Source organism: Catenulispora rubra, from assembly GCF_015356825.1.
GTDB lineage: Bacteria > Actinomycetota > Actinomycetes > Streptomycetales > Catenulisporaceae > Catenulispora > Catenulispora rubra.
On record NZ_JAACYW010000002.1, the window covers coordinates 134,113 to 155,090 of the forward strand.

General features: G+C 68.8%; 23 protein-coding genes and 1 pseudogene. 14 read left to right on the plus strand and 10 right to left on the minus strand.

Going from position 1 to position 20,978, the window contains the following annotated elements:
• The first annotated feature begins 32 nt into the window (after nucleotides 1–32).
• The 10 genes and pseudogenes from GWK61_RS01915 to GWK61_RS01960 all read left to right on the plus strand — a co-directional run bounded on the left by GWK61_RS01915 (nucleotide 33) and on the right by GWK61_RS01960 (nucleotide 7,143).
• Complete coding sequence (locus GWK61_RS01915; RefSeq protein WP_194904215.1) at nucleotides 33–1,184, plus strand: hypothetical protein; 1,152 nt, start codon at nucleotides 33–35, stop codon at nucleotides 1,182–1,184.
• On the plus strand, nucleotides 1,181–2,701 hold the full coding sequence (locus GWK61_RS01920) for a hypothetical protein (protein ID WP_194904217.1): 1,521 nt from the start codon (nucleotides 1,181–1,183) through the stop codon (nucleotides 2,699–2,701). The genes GWK61_RS01915 and GWK61_RS01920 overlap by 4 nt, the downstream gene beginning before the upstream one ends.
• Nucleotides 2,691–4,037 (plus strand): AAA domain-containing protein, encoded by a 1,347-nt coding sequence (locus tag GWK61_RS01925; protein WP_194904218.1) that lies wholly within the window; start codon nucleotides 2,691–2,693, stop codon nucleotides 4,035–4,037. Before GWK61_RS01920 ends, GWK61_RS01925 begins: the two co-directional genes overlap by 11 nt.
• Nucleotides 4,038–4,254: 217 nt before the next feature.
• Nucleotides 4,255–4,344, plus strand: a pseudogene (locus tag GWK61_RS61470) (hypothetical protein); the annotation flags it as partial.
• A gap of 59 nt (nucleotides 4,345–4,403) precedes the next feature.
• Nucleotides 4,404–4,595 (plus strand): DUF3375 family protein, encoded by a 192-nt coding sequence (locus tag GWK61_RS61475; RefSeq protein WP_194904220.1) that lies wholly within the window; start codon nucleotides 4,404–4,406, stop codon nucleotides 4,593–4,595.
• Complete coding sequence (locus GWK61_RS58280) at nucleotides 4,592–4,888, plus strand: DUF3375 family protein (RefSeq protein WP_194904222.1); 297 nt, start codon at nucleotides 4,592–4,594, stop codon at nucleotides 4,886–4,888. The genes GWK61_RS61475 and GWK61_RS58280 overlap by 4 nt, the downstream gene beginning before the upstream one ends.
• Before the next feature lie 221 nt (nucleotides 4,889–5,109).
• A complete protein-coding gene (locus GWK61_RS01945) occupies nucleotides 5,110–5,535 on the plus strand; it encodes a hypothetical protein (RefSeq protein ID WP_194904224.1) in 426 nt (141 codons plus the stop codon).
• Nucleotides 5,511–5,759, plus strand: coding sequence for a hypothetical protein (locus GWK61_RS01950; RefSeq protein WP_194904225.1), 249 nt, complete (start codon nucleotides 5,511–5,513; stop codon nucleotides 5,757–5,759). Before GWK61_RS01945 ends, GWK61_RS01950 begins: the two co-directional genes overlap by 25 nt.
• Nucleotides 5,756–6,061, plus strand: coding sequence for an ATP-binding protein (locus tag GWK61_RS01955; RefSeq protein WP_194904227.1), 306 nt, complete (start codon nucleotides 5,756–5,758; stop codon nucleotides 6,059–6,061). The genes GWK61_RS01950 and GWK61_RS01955 overlap by 4 nt, the downstream gene beginning before the upstream one ends.
• Nucleotides 6,062–6,231: 170 nt before the next feature.
• Nucleotides 6,232–7,143: a hypothetical protein gene (locus GWK61_RS01960; protein ID WP_194904229.1), complete on the plus strand. Its 912-nt coding sequence runs from the start codon at nucleotides 6,232–6,234 to the stop codon at nucleotides 7,141–7,143.
• A gap of 406 nt (nucleotides 7,144–7,549) precedes the next feature.
• Here GWK61_RS01960 and GWK61_RS01965 read toward each other — a convergent pair whose 3' ends face one another.
• The 9 genes from GWK61_RS01965 to GWK61_RS02005 all read right to left on the minus strand — a co-directional run bounded on the left by GWK61_RS01965 (nucleotide 7,550) and on the right by GWK61_RS02005 (nucleotide 17,097).
• The gene (locus GWK61_RS01965; RefSeq protein WP_323747367.1) at nucleotides 7,550–8,134 is read right to left on the minus strand and encodes an undecaprenyl-diphosphate phosphatase; all 585 of its coding nucleotides are present in this window, start codon (nucleotides 8,132–8,134) and stop codon (nucleotides 7,550–7,552) included.
• 549 nt (nucleotides 8,135–8,683) lie between these two features.
• Nucleotides 8,684–8,827 carry a hypothetical protein gene (locus tag GWK61_RS01970; protein ID WP_194904233.1) on the minus strand — a complete coding sequence of 48 codons (144 nt, stop codon included), beginning with the start codon at nucleotides 8,825–8,827 and terminating at the stop codon, nucleotides 8,684–8,686.
• A gap of 5 nt (nucleotides 8,828–8,832) precedes the next feature.
• Entirely contained in the window at nucleotides 8,833–11,085 is a 2,253-nt protein-coding gene (locus GWK61_RS01975) for a peptidase domain-containing ABC transporter (RefSeq protein ID WP_194904235.1), read from the minus strand.
• Nucleotides 11,082–11,255 carry a hypothetical protein gene (locus tag GWK61_RS01980; RefSeq protein WP_194904239.1) on the minus strand — a complete coding sequence of 58 codons (174 nt, stop codon included), beginning with the start codon at nucleotides 11,253–11,255 and terminating at the stop codon, nucleotides 11,082–11,084. Before GWK61_RS01980 ends, GWK61_RS01975 begins: the two co-directional genes overlap by 4 nt.
• A complete protein-coding gene (locus GWK61_RS01985; protein WP_194904240.1) occupies nucleotides 11,252–12,484 on the minus strand; it encodes a type III PLP-dependent enzyme domain-containing protein in 1,233 nt (410 codons plus the stop codon). The genes GWK61_RS01980 and GWK61_RS01985 overlap by 4 nt, the downstream gene beginning before the upstream one ends.
• Nucleotides 12,450–14,273, minus strand: coding sequence for a GNAT family N-acetyltransferase (locus tag GWK61_RS01990; RefSeq protein ID WP_194904243.1), 1,824 nt, complete (start codon nucleotides 14,271–14,273; stop codon nucleotides 12,450–12,452). Before GWK61_RS01990 ends, GWK61_RS01985 begins: the two co-directional genes overlap by 35 nt.
• Before the next feature lie 21 nt (nucleotides 14,274–14,294).
• On the minus strand, nucleotides 14,295–14,681 hold the full coding sequence (locus tag GWK61_RS01995) for an ArsR/SmtB family transcription factor (RefSeq protein WP_228561588.1): 387 nt from the start codon (nucleotides 14,679–14,681) through the stop codon (nucleotides 14,295–14,297).
• Nucleotides 14,682–14,883: 202 nt separating this feature from the next.
• Nucleotides 14,884–15,591, minus strand: a complete 708-nt coding sequence (locus GWK61_RS02000; protein ID WP_194904245.1) for a DUF169 domain-containing protein — start codon at nucleotides 15,589–15,591, stop codon at nucleotides 14,884–14,886.
• Nucleotides 15,592–15,636: 45 nt separating this feature from the next.
• Entirely contained in the window at nucleotides 15,637–17,097 is a 1,461-nt protein-coding gene (locus GWK61_RS02005) for a CUAEP/CCAEP-tail radical SAM (seleno)protein (protein ID WP_194904247.1), read from the minus strand.
• Nucleotides 17,098–17,229: 132 nt separating this feature from the next.
• Between GWK61_RS02005 and GWK61_RS02010 the strand changes: the two genes are divergently transcribed.
• Nucleotides 17,230–18,033: an AfsR/SARP family transcriptional regulator gene (locus GWK61_RS02010; RefSeq protein ID WP_194904249.1), complete on the plus strand. Its 804-nt coding sequence runs from the start codon at nucleotides 17,230–17,232 to the stop codon at nucleotides 18,031–18,033.
• Between the two features lie 30 nt (nucleotides 18,034–18,063).
• Nucleotides 18,064–18,432: an ArsR/SmtB family transcription factor gene (locus tag GWK61_RS02015; RefSeq protein WP_323747368.1), complete on the plus strand. Its 369-nt coding sequence runs from the start codon at nucleotides 18,064–18,066 to the stop codon at nucleotides 18,430–18,432.
• 25 nt (nucleotides 18,433–18,457) lie between these two features.
• Here the strand turns inward: GWK61_RS02015 and GWK61_RS02020 are convergent, their stop codons facing one another.
• Nucleotides 18,458–19,354: an alkylmercury lyase family protein gene (locus GWK61_RS02020; protein ID WP_194904253.1), complete on the minus strand. Its 897-nt coding sequence runs from the start codon at nucleotides 19,352–19,354 to the stop codon at nucleotides 18,458–18,460.
• A 135-nt stretch (nucleotides 19,355–19,489) separates the two neighbouring features.
• Here GWK61_RS02020 and GWK61_RS02025 point away from each other — a divergent pair, with 135 nt between their 5' ends.
• Together GWK61_RS02025 and GWK61_RS02030 are read left to right on the plus strand one after the other, a co-directional pair.
• Nucleotides 19,490–19,900, plus strand: coding sequence for a MerR family transcriptional regulator (locus GWK61_RS02025; RefSeq protein ID WP_194904256.1), 411 nt, complete (start codon nucleotides 19,490–19,492; stop codon nucleotides 19,898–19,900).
• Between the two features lie 361 nt (nucleotides 19,901–20,261).
• Nucleotides 20,262–20,978 (plus strand): 6TM ABC transporter family protein (locus GWK61_RS02030; protein WP_228561589.1); only part of this gene is annotated, 717 nt, incomplete at its 3' end.

Below are 20,978 nucleotides of genomic sequence, written 5' to 3' on the forward strand. Positions count from 1 at the left end.
CCCATCTTCTTCCCCTCAAGGATCCCGACACCGTGAAAGCAGCAGTCGATGAACGTCTCGACGGGCTACGCGGCTCCGCACCGCGCCTGACGTACAGCGCCCGGTCTTTGGCCGCACTGGAGAACAACCCTCGCTGTACGTTGAGGGCCGTCCTGGACGCCTCCGGTTCTGACAAGGCCGCGATCGCCGCGCACGCTGGCTTCCCGACGCCGTTCGGCCAGTCGCCGTTCGCCATCGCCCGTGGCAACGCATTCGAAGCGCTGGTCAAGGCCAACGGCTGCGCGGAGCTGATCCGGGTGCTACGCGATACGTTGAAACTGACGCTGCCCGAGGTCGCGTATCAGGACCTGAACGACGTCGGCGGCAACGCCGGCCCCGAAGTCCGCCACACCCGCACCCGACAACTGCTGGTGAACACCGCACGCGGCAAGTCCCCCGGAACGCTGTACGACCACCCCATGCTGCGTCTGCAGATCGGCGGACACGCGGTGTTCCTCGAGCCTGACCTGGTGGCGTTCCGCATCGCAGACCGGTTCCACGTCGTGGAGATCAAGAGCTTCCCGATCATCGACGGCCAGGCCGACGCGGTGCAGGTCAAGGCTGCAACGACGCAGGCCGGCGCGTACGTCATCGCGTTGCGCGCCATGCTGGCCGGGGCCGGGATCGGCCCGGACGCCGTGTCCGACACCATCGTGCTCGTCGCACCCAAGGACTTCACCAACAGCCCCACCGCGGCGTTCGTCGACGCACGGAAGCAGGTCGCCACGCTGACCCGCCAACTGACCCGGATCGAGCGCATCGGCGACCTGGTGTCCCTTCTACCCGAAGACCTCACGTTCGATCTTGACGTCGATGAGTCCGGCCAGGCACAGCGCCCGGCCGAAGAACTCGCCGAAGCCTTGGACCAGGTGCCCGCGCTGTACCGCCCGGACTGCCTGAGCCACTGCGAGATGGCCTTCTTCTGCCGGTCCCGTGCTCGGGCATGCGCATCTCTGGACGTGCTCGGCCCCGCGGTGCGCGAACAACTCGGCGGAATCGACACCGCCACCATGGCCCTGGGCCTGGCGCGCGGCGAGCTCACACCGGATGCGGACCAAGCCGAGATGGCCGCCGCACTGCGGCACGCCGCGCGCCTGCGCACTGAGGTCCTCGCTCAGGCCGGCGGGGCAGGAGCCGCAGCATGAGCAAGGTGTCAGCGATGGCGCATCTGGAGGCGATGGAGCAGATGCGTGCTGTGCCGCTCACCGTCTTCCGTCACCGCCGCCTGTCGATCAAACCCCTGGTGATCGTGCCGCTGACCATGGCCGGCGAGGCTGGTGCCCCGTTGGCGGCGATGATCGGGACGTCCCGGACGGCCCCGAAGCTGCTGGTCGTTGACCAGCCCCGGAACAGAGACCAGCGCTTCGCATTTGCCGCCGACCTCGGCCGGATCGTGATGGACTATATCGACTCCCATCGACTGCACCGACGCGACGTCACCTCCCGCGGCGAGGGCCCGACTTCCCGGTATGTCGAGGCCCCGCAGATCCTGGTCCCCAACCTCGGCGGCATCAAAGCCCTGACTGACCTTGGCCGGATGTGCCGGTTCCGCAAGACCGAGGGTGCCTACTCGGTGCCGCTGGTGGTGCCCCAGCTGGGAATGTGGCTGACCTTCCTGGCCGAAACTGCCGAGCAGGCAGGCACGTCGATGCTGCTGCCGGTCACTGGGATGCTCGCCGAGCACTGGGCTACCGGGCAGAGTGCCACGGAGGATCAGAACCTTGCCTCGATCATGGGCTGGATTGCTCCGCCGGAGGGCTTGAGTGTCGAGCAGGCCATCACCGACGCCGAGAATCCGGCTGTGTGTCCACCGGCGGGCCCTGCGACCTCTCCGGAGTTCGACAAGACCTGTCTCGCGCCGGCGATAAAGCGATTCGACGACGCCCGTGCCCGCGGCGACGCCGCAGCGACCGCCACTGCCGAGGCCGACTTGCGGGAGCTGATCGGCGAGCAGATCAAACCCACCTGGCGGCTGATGTGGGCGGCAGTGTCCCTGTTGCGCGCCGTCGCGGAGGCACCGCGCACGACCGCTCGATTCGAACGCGACCTGGCCTCCTTCACCGCCTACTCCGACCGCCAAGACGACGGCGCCCTGCCACAACGCAAACGCGACGCAGCGATCGGCGCAGCCAGGCGCCTGAGCCGGCTGGAGCGGGCCCAGGCCGATTTCGAGGCCGACATGGCCTTCGACGACCCACTGGTGCTCGCCGACCGGCGCAGCATCGGCGAGGCGTTCGCCGGCGTCGTCACCGCAGCCGAGCCCGACCGGGTGGTCACCAGGGCAAACAACCGGCGTGTGCCCCGGCCGCGGATCACCGTGACCACCGCCGACCCGGTCCGCGTGGCCCCGGGGGTCACCCTGATCAGCCCGTCCATGCCGAACAACCACAAGGCCCTGATCATCAGCTCGGTTCCGGACGGGGAGTCGACGCGCGTAGTCGTGGAGATCTGCGGCGGCATGGGACGCAGCGTCGTCCCGCAGAAGGGCTCCGTGCCCGCGCTGGGGCAGCGCATCACCTACTTGCCCGACCCTGGCTGGCGGCCGACCCCGGTGTTCCCGGAGCAGGACAGCCTTCCCTGGACGCACAGCAGCCTGGCCGACGACGACTCCGACACCAACCCCGAAGACGACGCCGCCGAGGAGTGGGGCAATGCAGACTGACCATGCGGTGGCGTTCGATCCGGCCGCGGCGGCCGACACGGCGATCACCGCGATCATGCACGACCTGTCCCACACCAGCCACAAGGCGGTTGTCGTCGACTCTCCGCCGGGCGCCGGCAAAAGCACCTTGGTGGTGCGCGCGGCCGGCGAACTCGTTGAGGGTGCCGAGCGCCCGATCATCGTCGCACAGACCAACAACCAGGTCGACGACCTCATGGTGCGCCTGGCCACCGCACGCCCCGATGCCACCATCGGCCGACTGTCTGCCGGCGGCTACTTCCCGCCGCCGGCCGTGTCCGACCCGGTCAACAGCGTTGTCGGCAACACGCTGCGAGACTTGGCCGGCTGCCAGATCATCGTCGGAACCTCAGCCAAGTGGGCCACGGTTCGCGACGGCACGTTCGGCTGGGCGATCCTCGACGAGTCCTACCAGATGCGCTCCGATCTGCTCCTGCAGATCGTCGAGCGGTTCGACCGCGGTCTGTTCGTCGGCGATCCCGGACAACTGGACCCGTTCACCGTCGTCGGCACCGAGCGGTGGATCGGGCTGCCGCACGACCCGACGCTCAACGGGGTGACGGTGCTGCTGGAACACAACAAGGGCATCCCCGTGCACCGGCTACCGGTCTCCTGGCGCCTGCCGGCATCAGCCGCACCCACCGTCTCTGCGGCGTTCTACCCCTTCGAAGGCTTCCGCGCCGGCACCGGCCTGGATGTCCGTGCTTTGGAGTTCCGCACCGCCGGGTTCGGCGGCTCCCACCTCGACGAGACGTTGAGGATGGCGTTCACCACCGGATGGGCGCTGCACGAGCTACCACGCCGCCATGTCCCGCGTACCGACGCCGAAACCATCCAGACTGCCGCCGACCTGGCCGCCCGCCTGCTGGAGCGTGGCGCGGTCGGTACCTGCGAACGCCATCCGAGTGGCAGGTCCTTGACCGCCGGCGACATCGCCATCGGAGTAGCCCACCGAGACCAAGCCGACCTGGTGCGCGCCGCGCTCGCCCGCACCGGCAACCCCGCCGTGCCGGCAGTGGCGGTCGACACGGCGAACCGACTGCAGGGACGCGAGTTCGAGGTCGTCATCGTCGTGCACCCTCTGTCGGGGCGTCGGGATGCCACTGCATTCCACCTGGAGGCGGGACGGCTGTGCGTGCTCACCTCCCGCCACCGCCACGCGTGCATCGTCGTCGCCCGCACCGGGATCGGCGACCTGCTGGACAGCCACGCCTCGACCGAGCCGGTGCACCTGTCGGTCGAGGCGAAGTTTCCCGACGGTTGGGAGGCCAACCAGGTGGTGCTCAGCAAACTTGCCCAGCACCGCGTGGCAGGGTAGTACCGATGTCGTGCGGGGGAGCCGCTGGCGTCATGCAGAACACGTCGTCGTCGCGAGCCATCTGATCGAGGGGATGGCGCAGCCCGCAAAGCCGTCATTCGCGAGTCGACAATCCGGCTGATTGTGACATATCGATACTCAGGATCGTGTCGATCGATTGAGCGCGTAGATCCGCGAGTTGGAGATCGGGCGCGACCGCATCGCCGGTGGCGGCGCCGTGGCCGCCGCGTCCGGGGATCGGATGCTTGACCGATACGCCAACCTCATGGACTTGATCGGCCAGCTGCCTTCGGACTTCAAACGTGTCGAGGAATCCATGCTCGACATGCACCGCCAGATCCTGCGGGACCTGCGCGACGAAGAAACATGGTCGGCGAGATCCTGGACGCGTACCCGGAGAGCCAGGACCGCCTGTGGCGGACCACCCCCGAGGGTGAGGCCTTCGACGGCGCCTTCGAGCTGCTGCGAGACGCCGAGCTCACGAACGAGCTGCACGAGCACATCCAGGTGCTTGCTCGGCCACCCGGCCGCCGACGCGCTGGAGACCGCGTGACGTGACCGAACTGCGCGGCACGGTAACCGTGATCCGCCAGGGCACCAGGGACGTCCTCGACCAGCGGCACCGGCTGTCCAAGACCCTCAAGGAACACATAGTCAACAACGACCCGTTCCCCGAACGCGAACTCGAGCGAGTCCTTCGCGGCATCCAGCGAGAGCTGATGACCTGGATGGAGACCGCCGGGCCCGGATCGACGGTCGACGTTGACCTGCTACCCCCTGTGGCAAAGATCAGTTTTCAGCGGGAGAAGACATATGACTCCGCCGCAGCCGCCCCGCCACCTCCGCTGTAGCCGGCCGACGACGATATCCCCGCCCCGCCGAGCGTGGAAGAGCTCAGGGCCGCGCTGGCCGACCTCTCCGGCCTCGACGATTCCTCCATCGCCGACGGTACCACCGAGGAGTTCCGCGCCATCTGCCCTGACGGGCGCCGCCGTCGTTTCTAGCCCCTCTGCCTTGCTGTCCTCCCACCTCGGCGAACGCCTTGCCGCCGCAGCTGATGAAGGAATCGCCGATGTTTGAGCCCCACTCGTCGGAGACCGACGGCACCGTCGAGGAAACGTTGAGCGGATACGACGGGCAATCCGACTCGGCGCAGGATGAGGACCTCGTCGACGGCAGCGACGCCGACCGATTGACGCTCGCCCTGTTCTCCAGTGACGAAGGCGGCCTGTCGTTGGAGCAACGACTCGCGCTCGTTTGCCTGATGCCGAACAAGTTCGTCTCGGCCACAGGCAACCCCGTCGAGTGGCACGGCATCCGCGAACTCAGCCGGCTGATCATTTGCGGCCCCGTTACCGCGTCGAACAGCAGGCCGGTCATGACGACGTCACCGTCGACCGGCAAGAGCTGCTCGATGACATCGCCACGTTCCGGCCGCCGCACGCCACCGATCGGTCGCGTGACAGGGGACACATGGAAAACGCCGTCGACAACATGATCACCAGCCGGGCTCTGACCCGGCCCACCGACGACCGGCTGCAGATCGCCTCGGTCATCGCCGTACTGCTGCCGCTTGCCCGCCTGGCCGAACTGCACGAGTGGCTGATCGCCAAGAACGGCGCCCAAGACTCGGCTGCCGAGGACCTCGAGACCGACGTCGATGAGGACCCGCAAAACATGGAGGACGCGGACGACGCGGCGGATATGGAGGTGCCGGCGTGACCGCGCATCAGGACTTGATGTTCTACATCCCCGGGGCCGACGCCGGCATCACGCAGTGGAAGGTCGAGACCCTTCAGCTGGTCAACCGGGGCGGGTTCGCCGGCCATGCCGGCATCTCGTTCTCGCCCACCTCGACGTCGCTGTCGGGGGCATCCAACACGGGACAGTCCACGCTCCTGGACGCCTACATCGCGGTGATGATGGACTCCTCGATGTCGTTCAACGGGGCGTCCAACGATGCGACCGTCGGCCGAGCCCGCAGCGCCGACCAGCGCAGTCTGCTGTCCTCAGTGCGAGGCTAAAAGGACATCGGGCGGGACAGCACCACCGGGGAACTCGCCGACCAGGTCCTGCGCGGACAGAACGGCACCACCTGGGGTGCGCTCGCGTTGACGTTCATCGATGACAGGCAGCGGCGCGGCTCTACTACGTGCCGGGCTCGGCGGCCCGCGATAGTGACCTGATTCGCAAAGTGTGCACGATCGACGGCGCCCTGGACTTGCAGGCTCTGGAGCGGTTCGCAGCCGACAAGTTCGACTGGCGCCCGGTGATCTCCGCGTTCCCGAACCTGAGCATGTACGACAGGTGCAGCGCGTTCTCGCAGGCGTTTTTCACGTGCCTGGGGATCGGAGCCGGTGGCGACGGGGCTCGGGCGCTGCGACTGTTGGCGCGTTTCCAGGCCGGCTACCAGGTCAGTTCCGTCAATGACCTGTATATCTCCATGGTGCTGGAGCTGCCCCTTCGGGCTGTGGAGGCTGACCTGCGAGGAGAAGCTGCTGGAGACGGCCGAGGCCACGAACCGCGTCCGGTACGGCTCGACCACGACCGACAAGGCCAAGACCGACAAGTCCCAGACACAGAAGGCTCGCACGTGCGATTCAGGGACATCGATCCCGACGGCATCGAGACGGAAATCCAGGCCAGGCAGCAGTTGCGCGAGGACATTCTCAAGGCCGACGACACGCTCCGGAGACTCCGTACCGACCTGGAAGAGGTCGTACGGCTACTGGGCGAGGCGAACAAGGCGTACTACGGCGCCGACACCCGAATGTCGCCGCTCGACCAGGCGTGGAGCGGGTTGGTTGAACGTAAAGACACTGTCAGCGGCGCCATCGACCGGATCAACGCCCAAGCGGTCACCCTCACGGTGTTCGTAGCGGATGCCGCGGATGTGCCAGTCGCCGCCGCACCCGGCGGCGACACGTCCATATCCGCCTGGTCAACGCATGGACGGCCGCGATATCGATGGGTTCGGCGCAATGCAACTGAACGCCGGCGTGGTCGGCAATTCCTGACCGGGATGGCTTTCTGGGCGATTGATCGTGGCTGTGACGCTCCGCGGGCCCGATCGGACGGGCGTGGTCAGGCGTCGTCACACTGCTGAAGAGCCTGCCGCAACATTTCTGCGGCACGTTGCGCGATCTGGGCCCTGCCTGCACCACGTCCAGATCGAGTGACCCGAGGCACATCTTCGCTTACGTGCATAAGTATGAGACGGAGCGGCGGCTCGTCGAGCAGACTCTGTGCAGGCCATCGATAGCACGGGGTCCGCCGCAGGTCAGAGTGTCATCCGCAGCACCGTTTCGTCCATCGGTGCCCTGCTACGGACCTCGCGCAGCGAGTAAGAACTGATCTACCAGGAGGTCGCCCACCACCATCTTCCATCTACGTTCTCGTAAGAGTTCTACAGCCCTGTAAAAGGCGAGAAGGTGAGCTCCCTTGAACGGCGCGAGCATCGACGGATCCTGGTTCACGTCCATCGCGGACTTCGCCGCTCACACCGGATACCTTCAAGATCCGATGACGGCCAACACGAGTCTGTCGATCGTACTGCTCGGACGCTTGGCGGTCGGCGGCTGGTGGAACGCCCGCGGGTCCGGCGATCGTGCGGCGGTGACCGCGGCCGCCTGGCCGGCATCGGCACGATGCCCGCGGCGGTCGTCGGGCTGACGCCGAAGCATCTGTTCGCAGAGCTCGGCCGTGCCGGGCTCTGCCGAACGTCCGTATCGTCGCCTGTTGCGCGGTCCGGAGCGACTACGCGTTCGGTGCGTGCTGAACCAGAAGGTGCTGACCGATCCGCCGATCAGGCAGTACGCGGCGAACGGGGTCAGGGTCCGGATCGCGGTGTTGGTACCCACGCGCGCGGTCAGGAATCCGATGACGACCTGCCCGTGGATGTGCGCCCCGGCCGGCCCGGTCAGGCTCGGCGGGTTCAGCACCCCAGGCCGCTGCGATATGGCCGGCGGGAACGAGAACTTCGCGGCATCCTCGTGACTCGGGCCGCGCAACAGACCGCCGGTCATGGTGATGCTCGAGCGGGAGATCCCGGCAAGCAGAACCGCTGAGCGGCACGCGGCAGCGTTGGCCGTGTTCACTACGATGCTGCGCGGGGCTCTAAGTCACCTGGACGCCCTGCCGGTTCGCGATAAAGCCCTACGCCCACGATGCGCCGTCTTGTCTCGGCCTGCGTCTCCCGCGAGTTCATCGCCCGGCATCCGGGTGACGTTGTTCACCCGACCGCCATGCTGCGCACGCCGAGGCCGAACGTCGGCGGGACGCACCGGCGCCGTACACCCGTCGGGCGAAAACCTGCACGAGCGGGTGGACCAGTGGCGAGGCGCTCGACGGTGCGATCCGGGCGCCGATCCTGGAAAGGCTGCGGCTGACGCGGCCGGCCGAACGTGCCGCGATGATCGCTGGTCTGGCCGCCGCCGAGCAGAACCTGGAACTGCCAAGAAACCCGTGAACGCTCATCAGGTACGTCGGCCAGAAGCAATGATATGAAGGAATCGGATCAGACACCGAGACTGCCTGGACGAATAGTTCGGTGTCCCTACCCCAGATCGCGTGACGGATGTTCGTCGACCGGGATGGCGGGCAGGTGGTATTGCTTTGTCTGCCCGCCATCCCTGGGCCGTCGCCGGTTACTGGTTCACGCAGCAGACGGCGTTGGTGCAGGTCGGCGCGTAGGCGCCGCCGGTGATGTCCTCCAGCTCGGCCTCGCTGATCTCGTTCGACTCCTCGACGGGAGCGAGCTCGAGTTCGGTGACGGTGGTGGTTTCGGCCATGGTGTTCACCTCCCTTCCCTGGTGTTGTCGGGTTGTGGCCGCGGCATCGTGACGGTGTCGAGTGCGAGACCCGGCGTGTCGGTGGTGCCGCGGTGGCCGTTGAGTTGCGCGCCGACGAGGGCCGCGTAGCGCCCGTCGTGCGCGAGGAGTTCGGTGTGGGTGCCGTGCTCGACGAGGTGCCCTTCGTGCAGGACGAGGATGTTGTCGGCGTCCTGCACGGTACTCAGGCGGTGCGCGATGATGATCTGGGTGCACGCCAGGGTGGTCAGGTTGCGGTGGATGACGGTCTCGGTGAGTGCGTCCAGGTGGCTGGTGGCCTCGTCGAGGAGCAGGACTCTGGGGTGGCGCACGAGGGCGCGGGCGATGGCCAGGCGTTGGCGTTGTCCGCCGGACAGGCCGCCGCCGCGTTCGGTGAGCCGGGTCTGGTAGCCCTGCGGCATGGCTGTGATCTCGGTGTGCAGGGCCGCCAGCCGGGCGGCATGCTCGATGGCTTCCGGTGTGACTTCGAGGTCGTGGAAGGCGATGTTCTCGCTGATGGTCCCGGAGAAGACGTGCGGCTCCTGGAGGACGGTGCCGATCTGGGAGCGCAGGGCGCGCAGGTCGGTGGTGCCCACGTCGGCGCCGTCGATGCGGATGGCGCCGGTCGTCGGCGGATACAGGCCGATGAGCAGCATGGCCAGGGTCGTTTTCCCGGTGCCGGATGCGCCGACGATCGCGACGCGGGTGCCGGCGGTGACGCTGACGGTGATGTCGTGCAGCACCGGTGCGCTGTAGGGGTCGTATCTGAAGTTGACCTGCTCCAGTTTGATACGTCCGCCGAGCGGAGAGCGTGCCGCTGCCGGTTCGGAGGCCGGGACGGCGCGGTCGGGGTACTCGGCGGGGGTGTCGAGGACGTCGGCGAGGCGGTGCAGTTGTGCGCCGGCCATCTGCAGTCGTTGCCCGTTGGCGGCCAGTACCGACAGTGGGACGACGCTGGCCGCAGCAAGCCACGTCAACGCGATCGCGGTACCTGCGGATAGGTCGCCGGCCAGCACGCGGACGGTGCCGAGCCACAGCACCAGCAGCGGTGTCAGGGTACGAAGTCCGGTGGAGAAGGTCTCGAGCAGCGCGGTCAGATGGGTACGGCGCAAGGTGGCACGCATCCAGACCAGGAACAGCACCGTCCAGCGGTCCAGTGCCCGCTGCTCGGCAGCGGAAGCCTTCAAGGTGGTGATGCCTTCGATGGCTTCGGTCATGTGCCGGTAGGCCTCGGCCTGGGCAGCCAGTTCGGTGGACATCCGGTCTCGGGCGGCGGGCAGGGACAGGACCAGCAGCAGCCCCTGGACGATGATCACGGCGAGGACCACCAGCGCCAGGGGGATGTCGACGATGGCCATCAACGCGAGGTAGGCGCTGACCATGACCAGGTCGATGGCGGCGGTCAGGGTTTGGGCGGTGAGCAGTTCGCGGAGCATCGCGATGCTGGAGACGCGCAGCAGGATGTCGCCGGTGCCGCGGCGTTGGAAGTAGCCCAGAGGCAGCCGGAGCAGGTGTGCGCAGAACCCGATCATCGCCTGGGTGTCCAGGCGGCCTTGCAGGTAGATGATCAGCGCGGAGCGCAGGTAGGTGGTGACGAGCTGCGCGGCGAACACGACCGCGATGCCGATCCCGATGAGGTCGAGCAGCGAGTGGTTCTTGGCGGGGACGACCTTGTCGAGGATGACGGCGGCCAGCAGTGGCAGCCCGAGGCCCAGGAGTTGGGCGACGGTGGAGGCGCCGAGCATCTGGATCAGCGGCAGCCGGGTCCCGGGCATGTGCAGCAGAGCACGAAGATAGCGGCGCCAGAATGGCGCGGCGGTGGGGCGTTGCTGTTGGAAGTCCGGACCCGGTTCGGCGACCAGAATCACCTTGCCGACCTCAGCGTGGAACTGCGCGGTGGACAGGGTGCGCCGGCCGCGGCCGGGGTCGAGGATGTCGACGCGATGGCCGCGGACGCGTTCGACGACGACGAAGTGGTCGCGCCCCCAGTGAGCGATCGCGGGCAGCGGAGTGCCATTCGGGCTGTCCGGCCCGGGACGGACAGCTTTGACGGTCAGACCGATGCTGCGCACGGCCCGCGCGACGGCGGCGGCGCTGGCGCCGTCGCGGCCGATCGCGCAGATCTCGCGGGCTTCGCGCAGCGTCAGGTGGTGTCCGTGGTGGCCGGCGACCATGGCCAGGCACGCGGCGGCGCACTCGGCGTCGCTGCCCTGCAGGATCAGCGGTACTCGGCGCGTCACGCCAGCCGCCCGATGCGGAAGGCCAGCACCGTCCCGATGACCGTGAGCAGGACCAGGCCGGCCCAAAGCAGCCGGAGGAACACCGGCCGGACGGTCGGCGGGAACAGGGTGTCCCGTTCGGTGTCGAGTCGGCGTTGGCCGTCGTCGCCGAACAGGCTGTCCGGGTTCATGGGGCACCGGCCGGGTCAGCGGTCGGCTGCACGGCAGCCAGGGTGTCGATGGCGTCGCCGTCGATGATCACTTCTGCGGGGAGGCGGTGGCCGAGGAAGGCGGTCGGGGCGGCGGACAGGCCGTAGGCGCCGGCGGTGGCGAAGGCCAGGACGTCGCCGGTGTGCAGCGCCGGCAGGGTCGCGGCGTCGGCGAGGATGTCCCAGGGCAGGCACAGGCATCCGAGGACCGCCGTCGGCTGGGTGCCATGGGTGCCGTTACGGACGGGGCCGAGCAGCAGCGGGGGCGCGGCCTGGTGGGCGAGTTCCAGTCCGCACAAGTCCGGCCGGTGGTGGATGCCGCCGTCGACGACGACAGCCGGCCGGCCCGCGAAGCTCTGCTGGTGCACGACCCGGGTGAGGTACCAGCCGGCGTCGGCGACCAGGTAGCGGCCCAGCTCCAGGATCAGCTGTGCGCCGGGGCTGGCGGCGGCGAGGTCGCGCAGCGTCGCTGCGATCGGTGCGAGGTCCAGTTCGCCGTCGCCGGCGCGATAGGGGACGCCGAAGCCGCCGCCGAGGTTGATCACCTCTGGGGTGAGGTTGAGTGTCTTCGCTGCCCGCGTGACCAGTTCGTGGGCGCTGTTCAGCTGGCCTGCGGCTTCTGCGGCGTCGAGGATCTGGGACCCGGCGTACACGTGGAAACCGACGCACCGCACGCCGCCGCCTTCCAGCAGCGGCACGGCCTGCTCGATGTCGTCGATCGGTATCCCGAAGCGCATGGACGGGCCGACGCACATGTCTCCGGCCGCCGGGTAGTCCGGCCGCAGTCGCAACACGACCCGCCTAGGCACGCTGACATCGGTGCCCGTGGCCAGTTGGGCGAGTTCGCTGAGCGAGTCGACAGAGATCAGAGTCCCAGGCATGCTGGCGAGCCGGGCGAGCAGAGCAGGCTCCTTATACGGGCCGCTCACCATGATCTGCTCGGGCCGGAACCCGACCTGTACAGCGGTGGCGAACTCCCCGGCGGAGGACACCTCGGCGCCCAGGCCGCGTTCGGCGACCGCACGGCATATGGCAGCGTTCGGATTGGCCTTCACCGAGTACCGGATCTGCACGCCCGGCAGGGTCCGGGTCAGGTGGTCGGCGTGGGCGCGGACCCGGTCGAGGTCGTAGACGTAGGCCGGTGTGCCGTACCGTTCGGCGGCCAGGGCGAGGGTTTCAGCACGTGCAGCTGGTGGCGGTGCAGTCGACATCGGTGTTCTCCTTGCCGCCCGTGGTCTGTCCGACGAAGTCCAGCGCGCAGCTGTACACCTGGGTGGTGACGGTGCCCTGCGCCGGGTCCGGGTTGAATCCGAAGCTGCGCAGCAGCGCCTCGCCGAGCGGCAGTCGCGGGTCGGTCTCCGAGACGACGGTGGTGGCGCCTCGGCGGGTGAACTCGGTCAGCTGGGCGGCCATCAGTGCGGATCCGAGTCCGGCGCGCCGCTTTTCGGGCATGACCCCGAAGCAGCACACGGATGCAGTGGTTCCGTCCACGAATCCGAGCATCAGCCCGACCTCGGGCAGGTACACCCCGGCGAGTTCTCCGCGCTGGTCCTCCCAGCCGATGGTGCACTCGGCCTCGCGGATCGCCTCGTCGCGGGGCAGCTCGCCGAACATGATGTCGGCGACGTGGGACACCGCCAGCTCGCGGGCCTGCTCCGCGGGCAGGTCGGCCAGGGCCAGGATCGCATCGCCGCCGGGGGTGACGGCGGCGTCGTCGGGGTGCAGCGGGCGGGTCCAGCGCTGGCAGCCGACCGGCGCGAGTTCCACGGAGATCGACGCCGACGCCCAGGCCAGGGCGTCCTCGACCTCTTCGTGGGTGGCGCCGCTGGCGCCGATGAACCCGACCGGGTAGCAAGCCTGCTCCGGGAAGCGCACCATGATGTCGCCGGGGCAGCCGACCTCGATCACGTCGCTGATCCCGGGCACCCGCCGGGCCCGTTCGGCGCCGCGCAGGGCGATCAGCCGTCCCTCGCCGGGTACCGGCAGCATCAGCGCGGCGGCGATCGGGCGGTCCGGGTCGGGCGTCGGGATGGTGACCGGATCGCCCATGGCCAGCGACAGCAACAGCGGATGGATATCGGTTCCCAGGCAGTCCCGGAACACCCGGGCGCAGGACCCGCCCAAGAGCCGGCCGGCGACCTCCAGGACGTAGAGTCCGTCGTCGCTGACGCGGATCTCGCAGTGTGCCGGCCCGTGATACAGGCCCAGCGCGGCAGCGGCGTCGACGGCCAGCTGCTCGGCGGCGGCTTTCACGTCCTCGTCCAGCCGCGGCGGGGTGAGGTAGATCGTCTCCTCGAAGAACGGGCCGGTCAGCGGACGGGGCTTCTCGAAGACGGTGGTGACCTGCGGCCGGCCATGGACGACGATCAGTTCGACGGAGATCTCCGAGCCGGGCAGGTAGCGCTCCACCAGCTGCGCCCGGTTGGGTCGCCCGCCGTTGTCCAAGCCGTAGTCGCGCACGATCCGGCGCAGCCGCCGGTAGTTGGCGCGCAGCTCGGTCTCGTCGTTGGCGCGCATCACGCCCTGGCTGGCGCCGCCCCGACAGGGCTTGACCACCACCGGGTACCCGATCCGTTGGGCGAACGCGACCGCGTCGTCCTCGTCGTCGGCGACCAGGTGCTCGGCGGTGCGGACCCCGGCGGCGATGAACCGCTGCTTCATGGTGGGCTTGTCGACCGCAGCGACTGCCGCTTCCACCGGGTGTCCGAGCAGGCCGAGCTCCTCGGTGATCCGCGCTGCCAGGACGCTGGCGCCGTCCTCGTAGGACACCACCGCGCTGATCGGCTGCTCGGCGTGGTACTTCCGGGCCAGCTCGATGGCCTCGTCCGGGCGGTCCAGGTGGATGACCTCGACGGCGTCCATCAGGTGGGCGTCCTCGGCGCAGGTCGGAGCCGAGGGGGTGAACACGAGTGACCGGGCGCCCAGTTCGCGGGCGGCCTGCAGCGGATCGGACGGCACGCAGGTGTGCGCGCCGAGCACGAACAGGATGTGACGGCCCATCACAGACCTCCTGACGGAGAGTTAGCTGCGGACGGCCAGGCCGAAGTCGGCGGCCGGTACGGACACGATGTCGGCGAGGCTGGCCAGACCTTCGTGGTCGGCGGAGTAGTACGCCCAGCGGCCCCGCTGCTCGCGGTGCAGCAGCCCGGCGTCGACGAGCTGCTTGAGGTGGTGGCTCACGGTCGACTGCGCCCACCCGGTCACGGCGACCAGGTCGCAGACGCAGACCGGGAAGCCGCTGCGGACCAGCATGTTCATCAGCTGGATCCGGCGCGGGTGGCCGAGAGCGGCGAACCGGTCGGCGGTGCGGGTGGCTTCCGGTAGCGAGATCGGCGCGGTCAACGACGCACACTGCGACACGTCCGCACCCGAGCCGGTGCCGCGTTGCCCGAGCATCTCGTTCGCCATCTCGCGCCGCCTCAGATCGATGATTCTTCATCGTCTACATATCGAGAACTCTCGATACATCAGGCTAGCCTGATGTATCGATCGACTCAAGGGGAGTAAGGGGTCGTACTCGCTGCCGATCTCAGGAGCCTGAGCAGGATTGCTGGATCCGCGCTCGGCGTCGGCGGGCCGAGCGGTCCGCCGACGCCGAGGGATACCGCTGTCAGGCGGTGATGGAGGCCTTGTGCTGTGAGTAGAAGGCACGCATTGCGGTGTTCGACTCAACGGTCTTGGCCAGGGATTCCAGGAAGCCGTCGAGGGCGCTGCCGGGCAGCGCGGCCAGGGTCAGCTCGTCACCGATCTCGGTGAACGTGCGCATGCCCGCACATCCCAGGGACATGCCGGGCTGGCCGGCGTTCAGGGCCAGCGGCAGCGCGGCGCAGCCGGGGCGGCCGGTGACGTCCATCGGGGTGCTGGTCCAGGCAGCGCGGCCGGCGGCCTCGCTGTAGATCATCGCCTGGGCCACGTTCACCCACAACAGCACCAGGTCCGGCGGCACCGGGAACTCGTGCAGCGGCCCGTAGACGATCCCGGCGCTGTTCTTGCCGACGGTGGGGATCTTCGCAGCCTCGTCCATCGAGAGGTACTGCGCGTCGCACATCGACTGGACCAGGCCGCCGAGCTGCTCGTTGACCGGCGCGGGCAACTCGAAGCCCATCACCATCGACCCGACCGGGCAGTTGTAGTGTGCCGCCGCCGCGGCGTAGAAGGTGCCGTGCTCGGCCTGGCGCCAGAACGTGCACGCCGACGGCACCGGCGCGCCGGCCTCGGCGAGCCCTTCCGGCGGCGTCTCGACGAAGGCCAGCGCGACCGGCGGGTGTGACAGGGCCAGCAGGTCGGTCAGCTTCTGGGCGGTGGTGGCGTGGTCCATCGGTGATGTCCTCCTGGGTGAGCGGCTGACGGGTGGGGCGTGCGGTCATACAGGTGGGGCCAGCTGCGTCTCGGTCGGTTCGGCGCAGCAGTACCAGGGCTCGCTGAACTGCGGCACCGGCAGCGAGATCGGCCGCACCCCGGCGGCCCTTGAACGGCCCGGCTGTCCGGCGGCGGCGTTCGCCAGGGCCCAGAGCTGGTCGAAGAACACCGCCCGGGGCCGGCCTTCGCCGACCGCTTCGGCGGTCAGCGCGAGCACGTCGCGCTGGAGCGCGTCTACCGCGGGGTCCGGATGGGTCCACGGGTAAACGAGGGAGACGGGGTCGAACGGCTCGACGAGGTCGCGCACGTCGGGCAGGTCCAGAAGTTTGGAGCCTTCGGGGATCAGGAGCCTGATGGCGAACTGGATCGGGGTGACGTTCTCCACCAGGCCCAGCTCGTCGATCTCGGTCAGGAACCGCAAGTAGCCGTCCATCGTGGTCCACGGGGTGAAGGCCACGAAGGTGGGGTTCAGGCCGATGCCCAGGTCCCGCAGCGTCGTCACCGCGCTCGCGAAGTCCTCGCGGGTGTGGCGCTTGTCGAAGTACTCCAGGATGTTCTCGTCGACCGATTCGACGGCGCTGGTCACCAGGATGCAGCCGGTCTGGCGCAGGATCGGCAGCCGGTCGCGGTGGGCCACCAGGTGCTGGACTTTGATGATGACGTCGTAGGTCACATCCGGGAACTCCTCGTGCAGAGCCTGCACGATCGCGGTGGCGTGAGCCGGACCGTTGAAGAAATCCGGATCGCCGAAGGTGATGTGCTGGGCACCGGCGGCGACCTGCTGGCGGATGTCTGCCAGCACGATGTCGCGCTGCACCACACGGAACTGGCCGCCATAGACCGGCACGATCGGGCAGTGTCGGCACAGGTGCTTGCAGCCGCGCGTGGCCTCGGTGTAACCGACGACCCGCCGCGTCCCGTCCGGCAGCGTCACGAACGCGTAGTCCGACAAGGCCGGCAGGCCGCTGCGGTCGGGGACCTGGAAGTCCTGTCGGCCCAGCGAAATCTGCGGCGGGGAGATCAGCTGACCGTTGACCTGACGGGGACGCAGGTGGCGGGCGAGGTCCGCCAAAGGCTCCTCGAACTCGCCACCGATGATCGAGTCGATGCCGATGCCTTGGAGCAGCTCCTGATTCACCGGCGCGTACAGGCCGTACGCGCACAGGTGGGCATCGGGGTTGAGTTCCCGGACCCGCGGCACCACCCCGGCCAGGATCCGGGTCGCGGTGTGCATCGGCAGGTAGAACCCGATCAGATCCGCCTCGCGGACGGCGGCCTCGTCGAGCTTCTGCACCGCCAGGTCCAGGCAGGCCACCACGGCGCCCTGAGAACTCAGCCACGCCGCAGGCGAGGCCAGCCCGAACGGCTGATGCCCGAGGTCGAACGCTGAGACCAGCAGCACCCGAAGCCGGTCAGCGGCGGCATCGGTACGGGGCGGGCGCGTGAGGGCGATCGGCACGGACATGGGTCACACCTCCAGCAGGACGGACTGCATGTCCCACTGTGCCGACGAGGCGCTATCACAGCGTGATGCAGCCGTTACGCCGCCCCACTAGACGGGGTGGGGATATCAGTACACGATGTCCCCGATGGCTTGATGTATCAGGCAATCCTGTTGGATCCCGTCGAGTGGAGCCGGGGAGCCCACGTGACCGTCGCGTCGATCCGCACTGCCACCGACAATGCCGACGCGGGCCGGTGTCGGGTACGACTGCTGGGACGCTTCGACCTCGCCGGCGTGCAGGCCGCCACCGTCGGAGGAGCCGGCCAACGGCTTGTCGCGCTGTTGGCGATCAACACCGGTATGGTCGCCCGCTGGCAGGCCGCCCAGATCCTGTATCCGCACACCACCGACGCCCAAGCCACCGCGAACCTTCGCGGAGCGCTGTTCCGATTGCACCGCTGCTGCCCGGACACAATCGCCGCCACCTCCACCGACATCCGCCTGGTCGCCGACGTTGCCGTGGACTACTGGGCGGCGAGCCTGGCCGCCCGCCGACTCCTGGACCCCGCTGTAGCGATCGCCGATCGCGACCTGGCAGACGCGGTTTGGGAGGTGTTCGACCAGGATCTGCTGCCCGGCTGGTCCGAACCCTGGCTCGTCAACGAACGCGAGCGTTTCCACCAACTCCGCCTGCACGCGCTGGAGGCGCTGTGCACGCGGCTGACCGCGGCCGGTGTCCACGCTCGCGCCGTGGACGCCGGACTCGCCGCAGTCGGAGCCGATCCGCTGCGCGAATCAGCCCGCCGGGCTCTCATCGACGCCTACCTGGCCGAAGGCAACACCTGCGAAGCGCTGCGCCAATACAACGCTTTCAGCACCCTGCTATACGCCGAACTCGGGCTACAGCCCACTGAAACCCTGCGTCGGCACATTTCCATCGCACAGACGTGTGGCTGACCGGCACAGGCGGCGACTATGATCGCCAGCGTGACCGAGCAGGCCCGATCCTCTCGCACCGACCTGGCGGTCGCCGGGACCACGTCGGCCGTCCGCGCGCGCTGGTTCAGCGTCCTGGCCGACCCGACCCGACTGGCGATCCTGACCCTGCTGCTCGACGGCCCGCACAGCGTCGGCGAACTCGTCACCAAGACCGGTGTGCCGCAGAGCCGAGTCTCCAACCACCTCGCCTGTCTGCGGTGGTGCCGCTTCGTCACCGCCGACCGGCACGGCCGCCGGGTCGTGTACACCATCGCCGACCCCCGGCTGCGCCACCTGCTGGACCTGGCCGACAACCTGCTCGCCGACAACGCCGAGCACCTGGCCACCTGCCACCGCATCGGCCCGGACTGGGTCTGACGCCAGCCGGCCGCGGACCTCGGCTTCACTCCTCCAGGAGCCGGCCGAAGATGTCGACGCCCAGCCGCAGCGCCTGCCCCTGGGTCAGCACCACACCGGAGACTGCCGGATTCTCAGCGATCCATTGCTGTGCGGTGCCGGGATCGGTGAAGAAGTTCATCACCGTGCAGCACCGGTCTTCCGCCGCGATGACATCCCCGGAGGAGGATTCGGCCGGCTGGTTCGCCCCGACGTACACCACCGCCGTCTCCGGCGCCCACACTGCCGCTCCGGCGCGAACCGATACCGCGATCGGCTCCTGGGTCAGCGGATCGGCCGAGGTGATCGCCACGTCCCGGCCCAGCATCTCGGAGACGCCCAACGCGTCCACGGCACACATCGAATACGCCGACGGGCCACCGTCGATCGCCAACACGTGCCGGGTTGGCGCCGCCGAGAACGGATACGCCGCTCGGATGCGGCCAGCGGCGTCCAGGCGGACGACGTCACGGTCATGCAGTTCAGCGAGCAGTACATCGAGTTCGTGGCCGGCTGGAACCGCGGCAAGCAGCGCCGCCTGGTCCGGGGCCTGCCCGGTGTCTGCGAACGCGCGCAGGATCGCTCGGTGCACAGTGCGGGCCGGCGCCGAGACCTCCGCGACCCGGGTACCGGTGACGCCGACTGCAAGCTCGGCAGGGTATTCATCAGGGTCGCTCATCGAATCCTCCAACGTCGTTTGTCGCAGATTACGGTCGAGTGCCGACGCCTCGACAGCGTGGAGCAACGCCACGCGGATCTGATCGGCCGTCGGCGGCGTCAGTACGCACGCTGCGGGCCCGGCCGAATCGACCCCGGTGACGTCCACGCCGTCGATCAGCACCGACGGCGACGGATAGCCCCCGATGACCTCGGTGAAGGTCGGCGGTAGACCAGCCTCTGTCAAGCACTTCCGCAAAAGGTCACGGGTCCCGGACAGATTCGGGCAGTCGGGCACAGCACGCAGTTCAACGATCACCAATCCATTCTGAACCCCGTACCCCGCTTCAGGGTCAAGCGCTCCGGCGCGCACAATGGTGTCGTGCGCATCGGCGAGGTAGCGGCAGCCAGCGGAGTGAGCGTGGAAACGCTCCGCTTCTACGAACGCCGGAAACTGCTCGCCCCGCCGGCCCGGCTGCCGTCCGGGTACCGGGAGTACCCCGCCGACGCCGTCCAGATCGTGCGCTTCGTCAAACACGCCAAGGAACTCGGGTTCACCCTCGACGACATCGCCGACCTGCTCGGCTTGGCCGACGGCGGCCCCGACAGCTGCGACAGCGTCCGCGACCTCGCCCAGGCCAAGATCGACGCGGTGACCGGCAAGATCTCAAGCCTGATCGCCATGCGCGATGCACTCGCTGAACTGGTCGCGACCTGTGAGCTTCCCCGCGCCGACCGGCACTGCCCCCTGCTGGGTGAGGTGGAGCCGACAGGTGGAGCAGGCAGCCTGTGACGCGGCGGTGACGTCTGACGCGTCAGGACGGCTCCAGCCGCCATCGGAGACGAGGCTGCGGCCCCCGACCAACCGCAGCTGACGCAGCATCATCGAGCACTACCTCTCGCACACTTGGGTAAGGCGTCGTTGGCCGAGCTGGATCACAAGGCGGACGGCGGCGACGGATAGCGAGCTTTTCCGGACCGTCCCTACTATCGCCGGCAGGGCTTTTCCCAGGTCGGCGGTGCTCGAAACGCCCGGCTCCGATCGTAATGGCGACAAGCGTTCTCTGGTGTCCCGCAGAATGGGCGTCGACGAGCGGAACCGATGCCGACCCGGAGGCGCGGCCAGGTCGTTACCCGCCGACGAATGCCAACCTGTGAGGGGACGCGAGGATCGTGACCGGTGGAAGGACTTCAGGCTCGGGCGAGTCCTGTTCCTCAAGGTCCTGCTACCGATGGCGGCGGCCGGCCTGGCTGTCGGCGGGCTGGTGCTCTTCGACGCGTTCACCCTCCCCCTGGCGGCCTTGGTGCTCATCGCCGGAGCGTCCGTCGCCGGGATCGCAGCCCCGCTGCTCACCCGGCGGACCGCCCGCCGAGCCGAGACCCGCGTCCAGGCCGCCAACGTGGCCCTGTGCGACGACGTCGTGGACACCCTCGCGGCGCTGCCGGACGTGATCGCCTACGGCGCCGCCCCGGACCGGCTGACCCAGATTGGCGACGACGACGCGCGCCTGGCGCTCCTCGAACGGCGCGGCGCGCTCGCGTCCGGCCTCGGTACCGCGCTGAGCACCTTCGCTGCCGGGGCGACGACCGCGGTCCTGGCCGTGGTGGCGCTCGGCGCCGTCCACTCCGGCCGCGTGGCCGCCCCGGTGGCGGCAGCCGTGGTCCTGGCGGCGCTGGCGTTGTTCGAGACGCCGGCCGCGTTGCCCGACGCGGCGCGCGCCGCCGACCGCGGCCGCTCAGCCTGGGCGCGGCTGTGCGCGATCGCCGACGCGGCGCCGATCGTCCCGGTACGTGGTCAGCGTCGCGGTGATCCTGTCGCTGGGCGTCACGCAGATCCTGGCGCACGGCATGACCAGCCCGCTGCGCTCGAT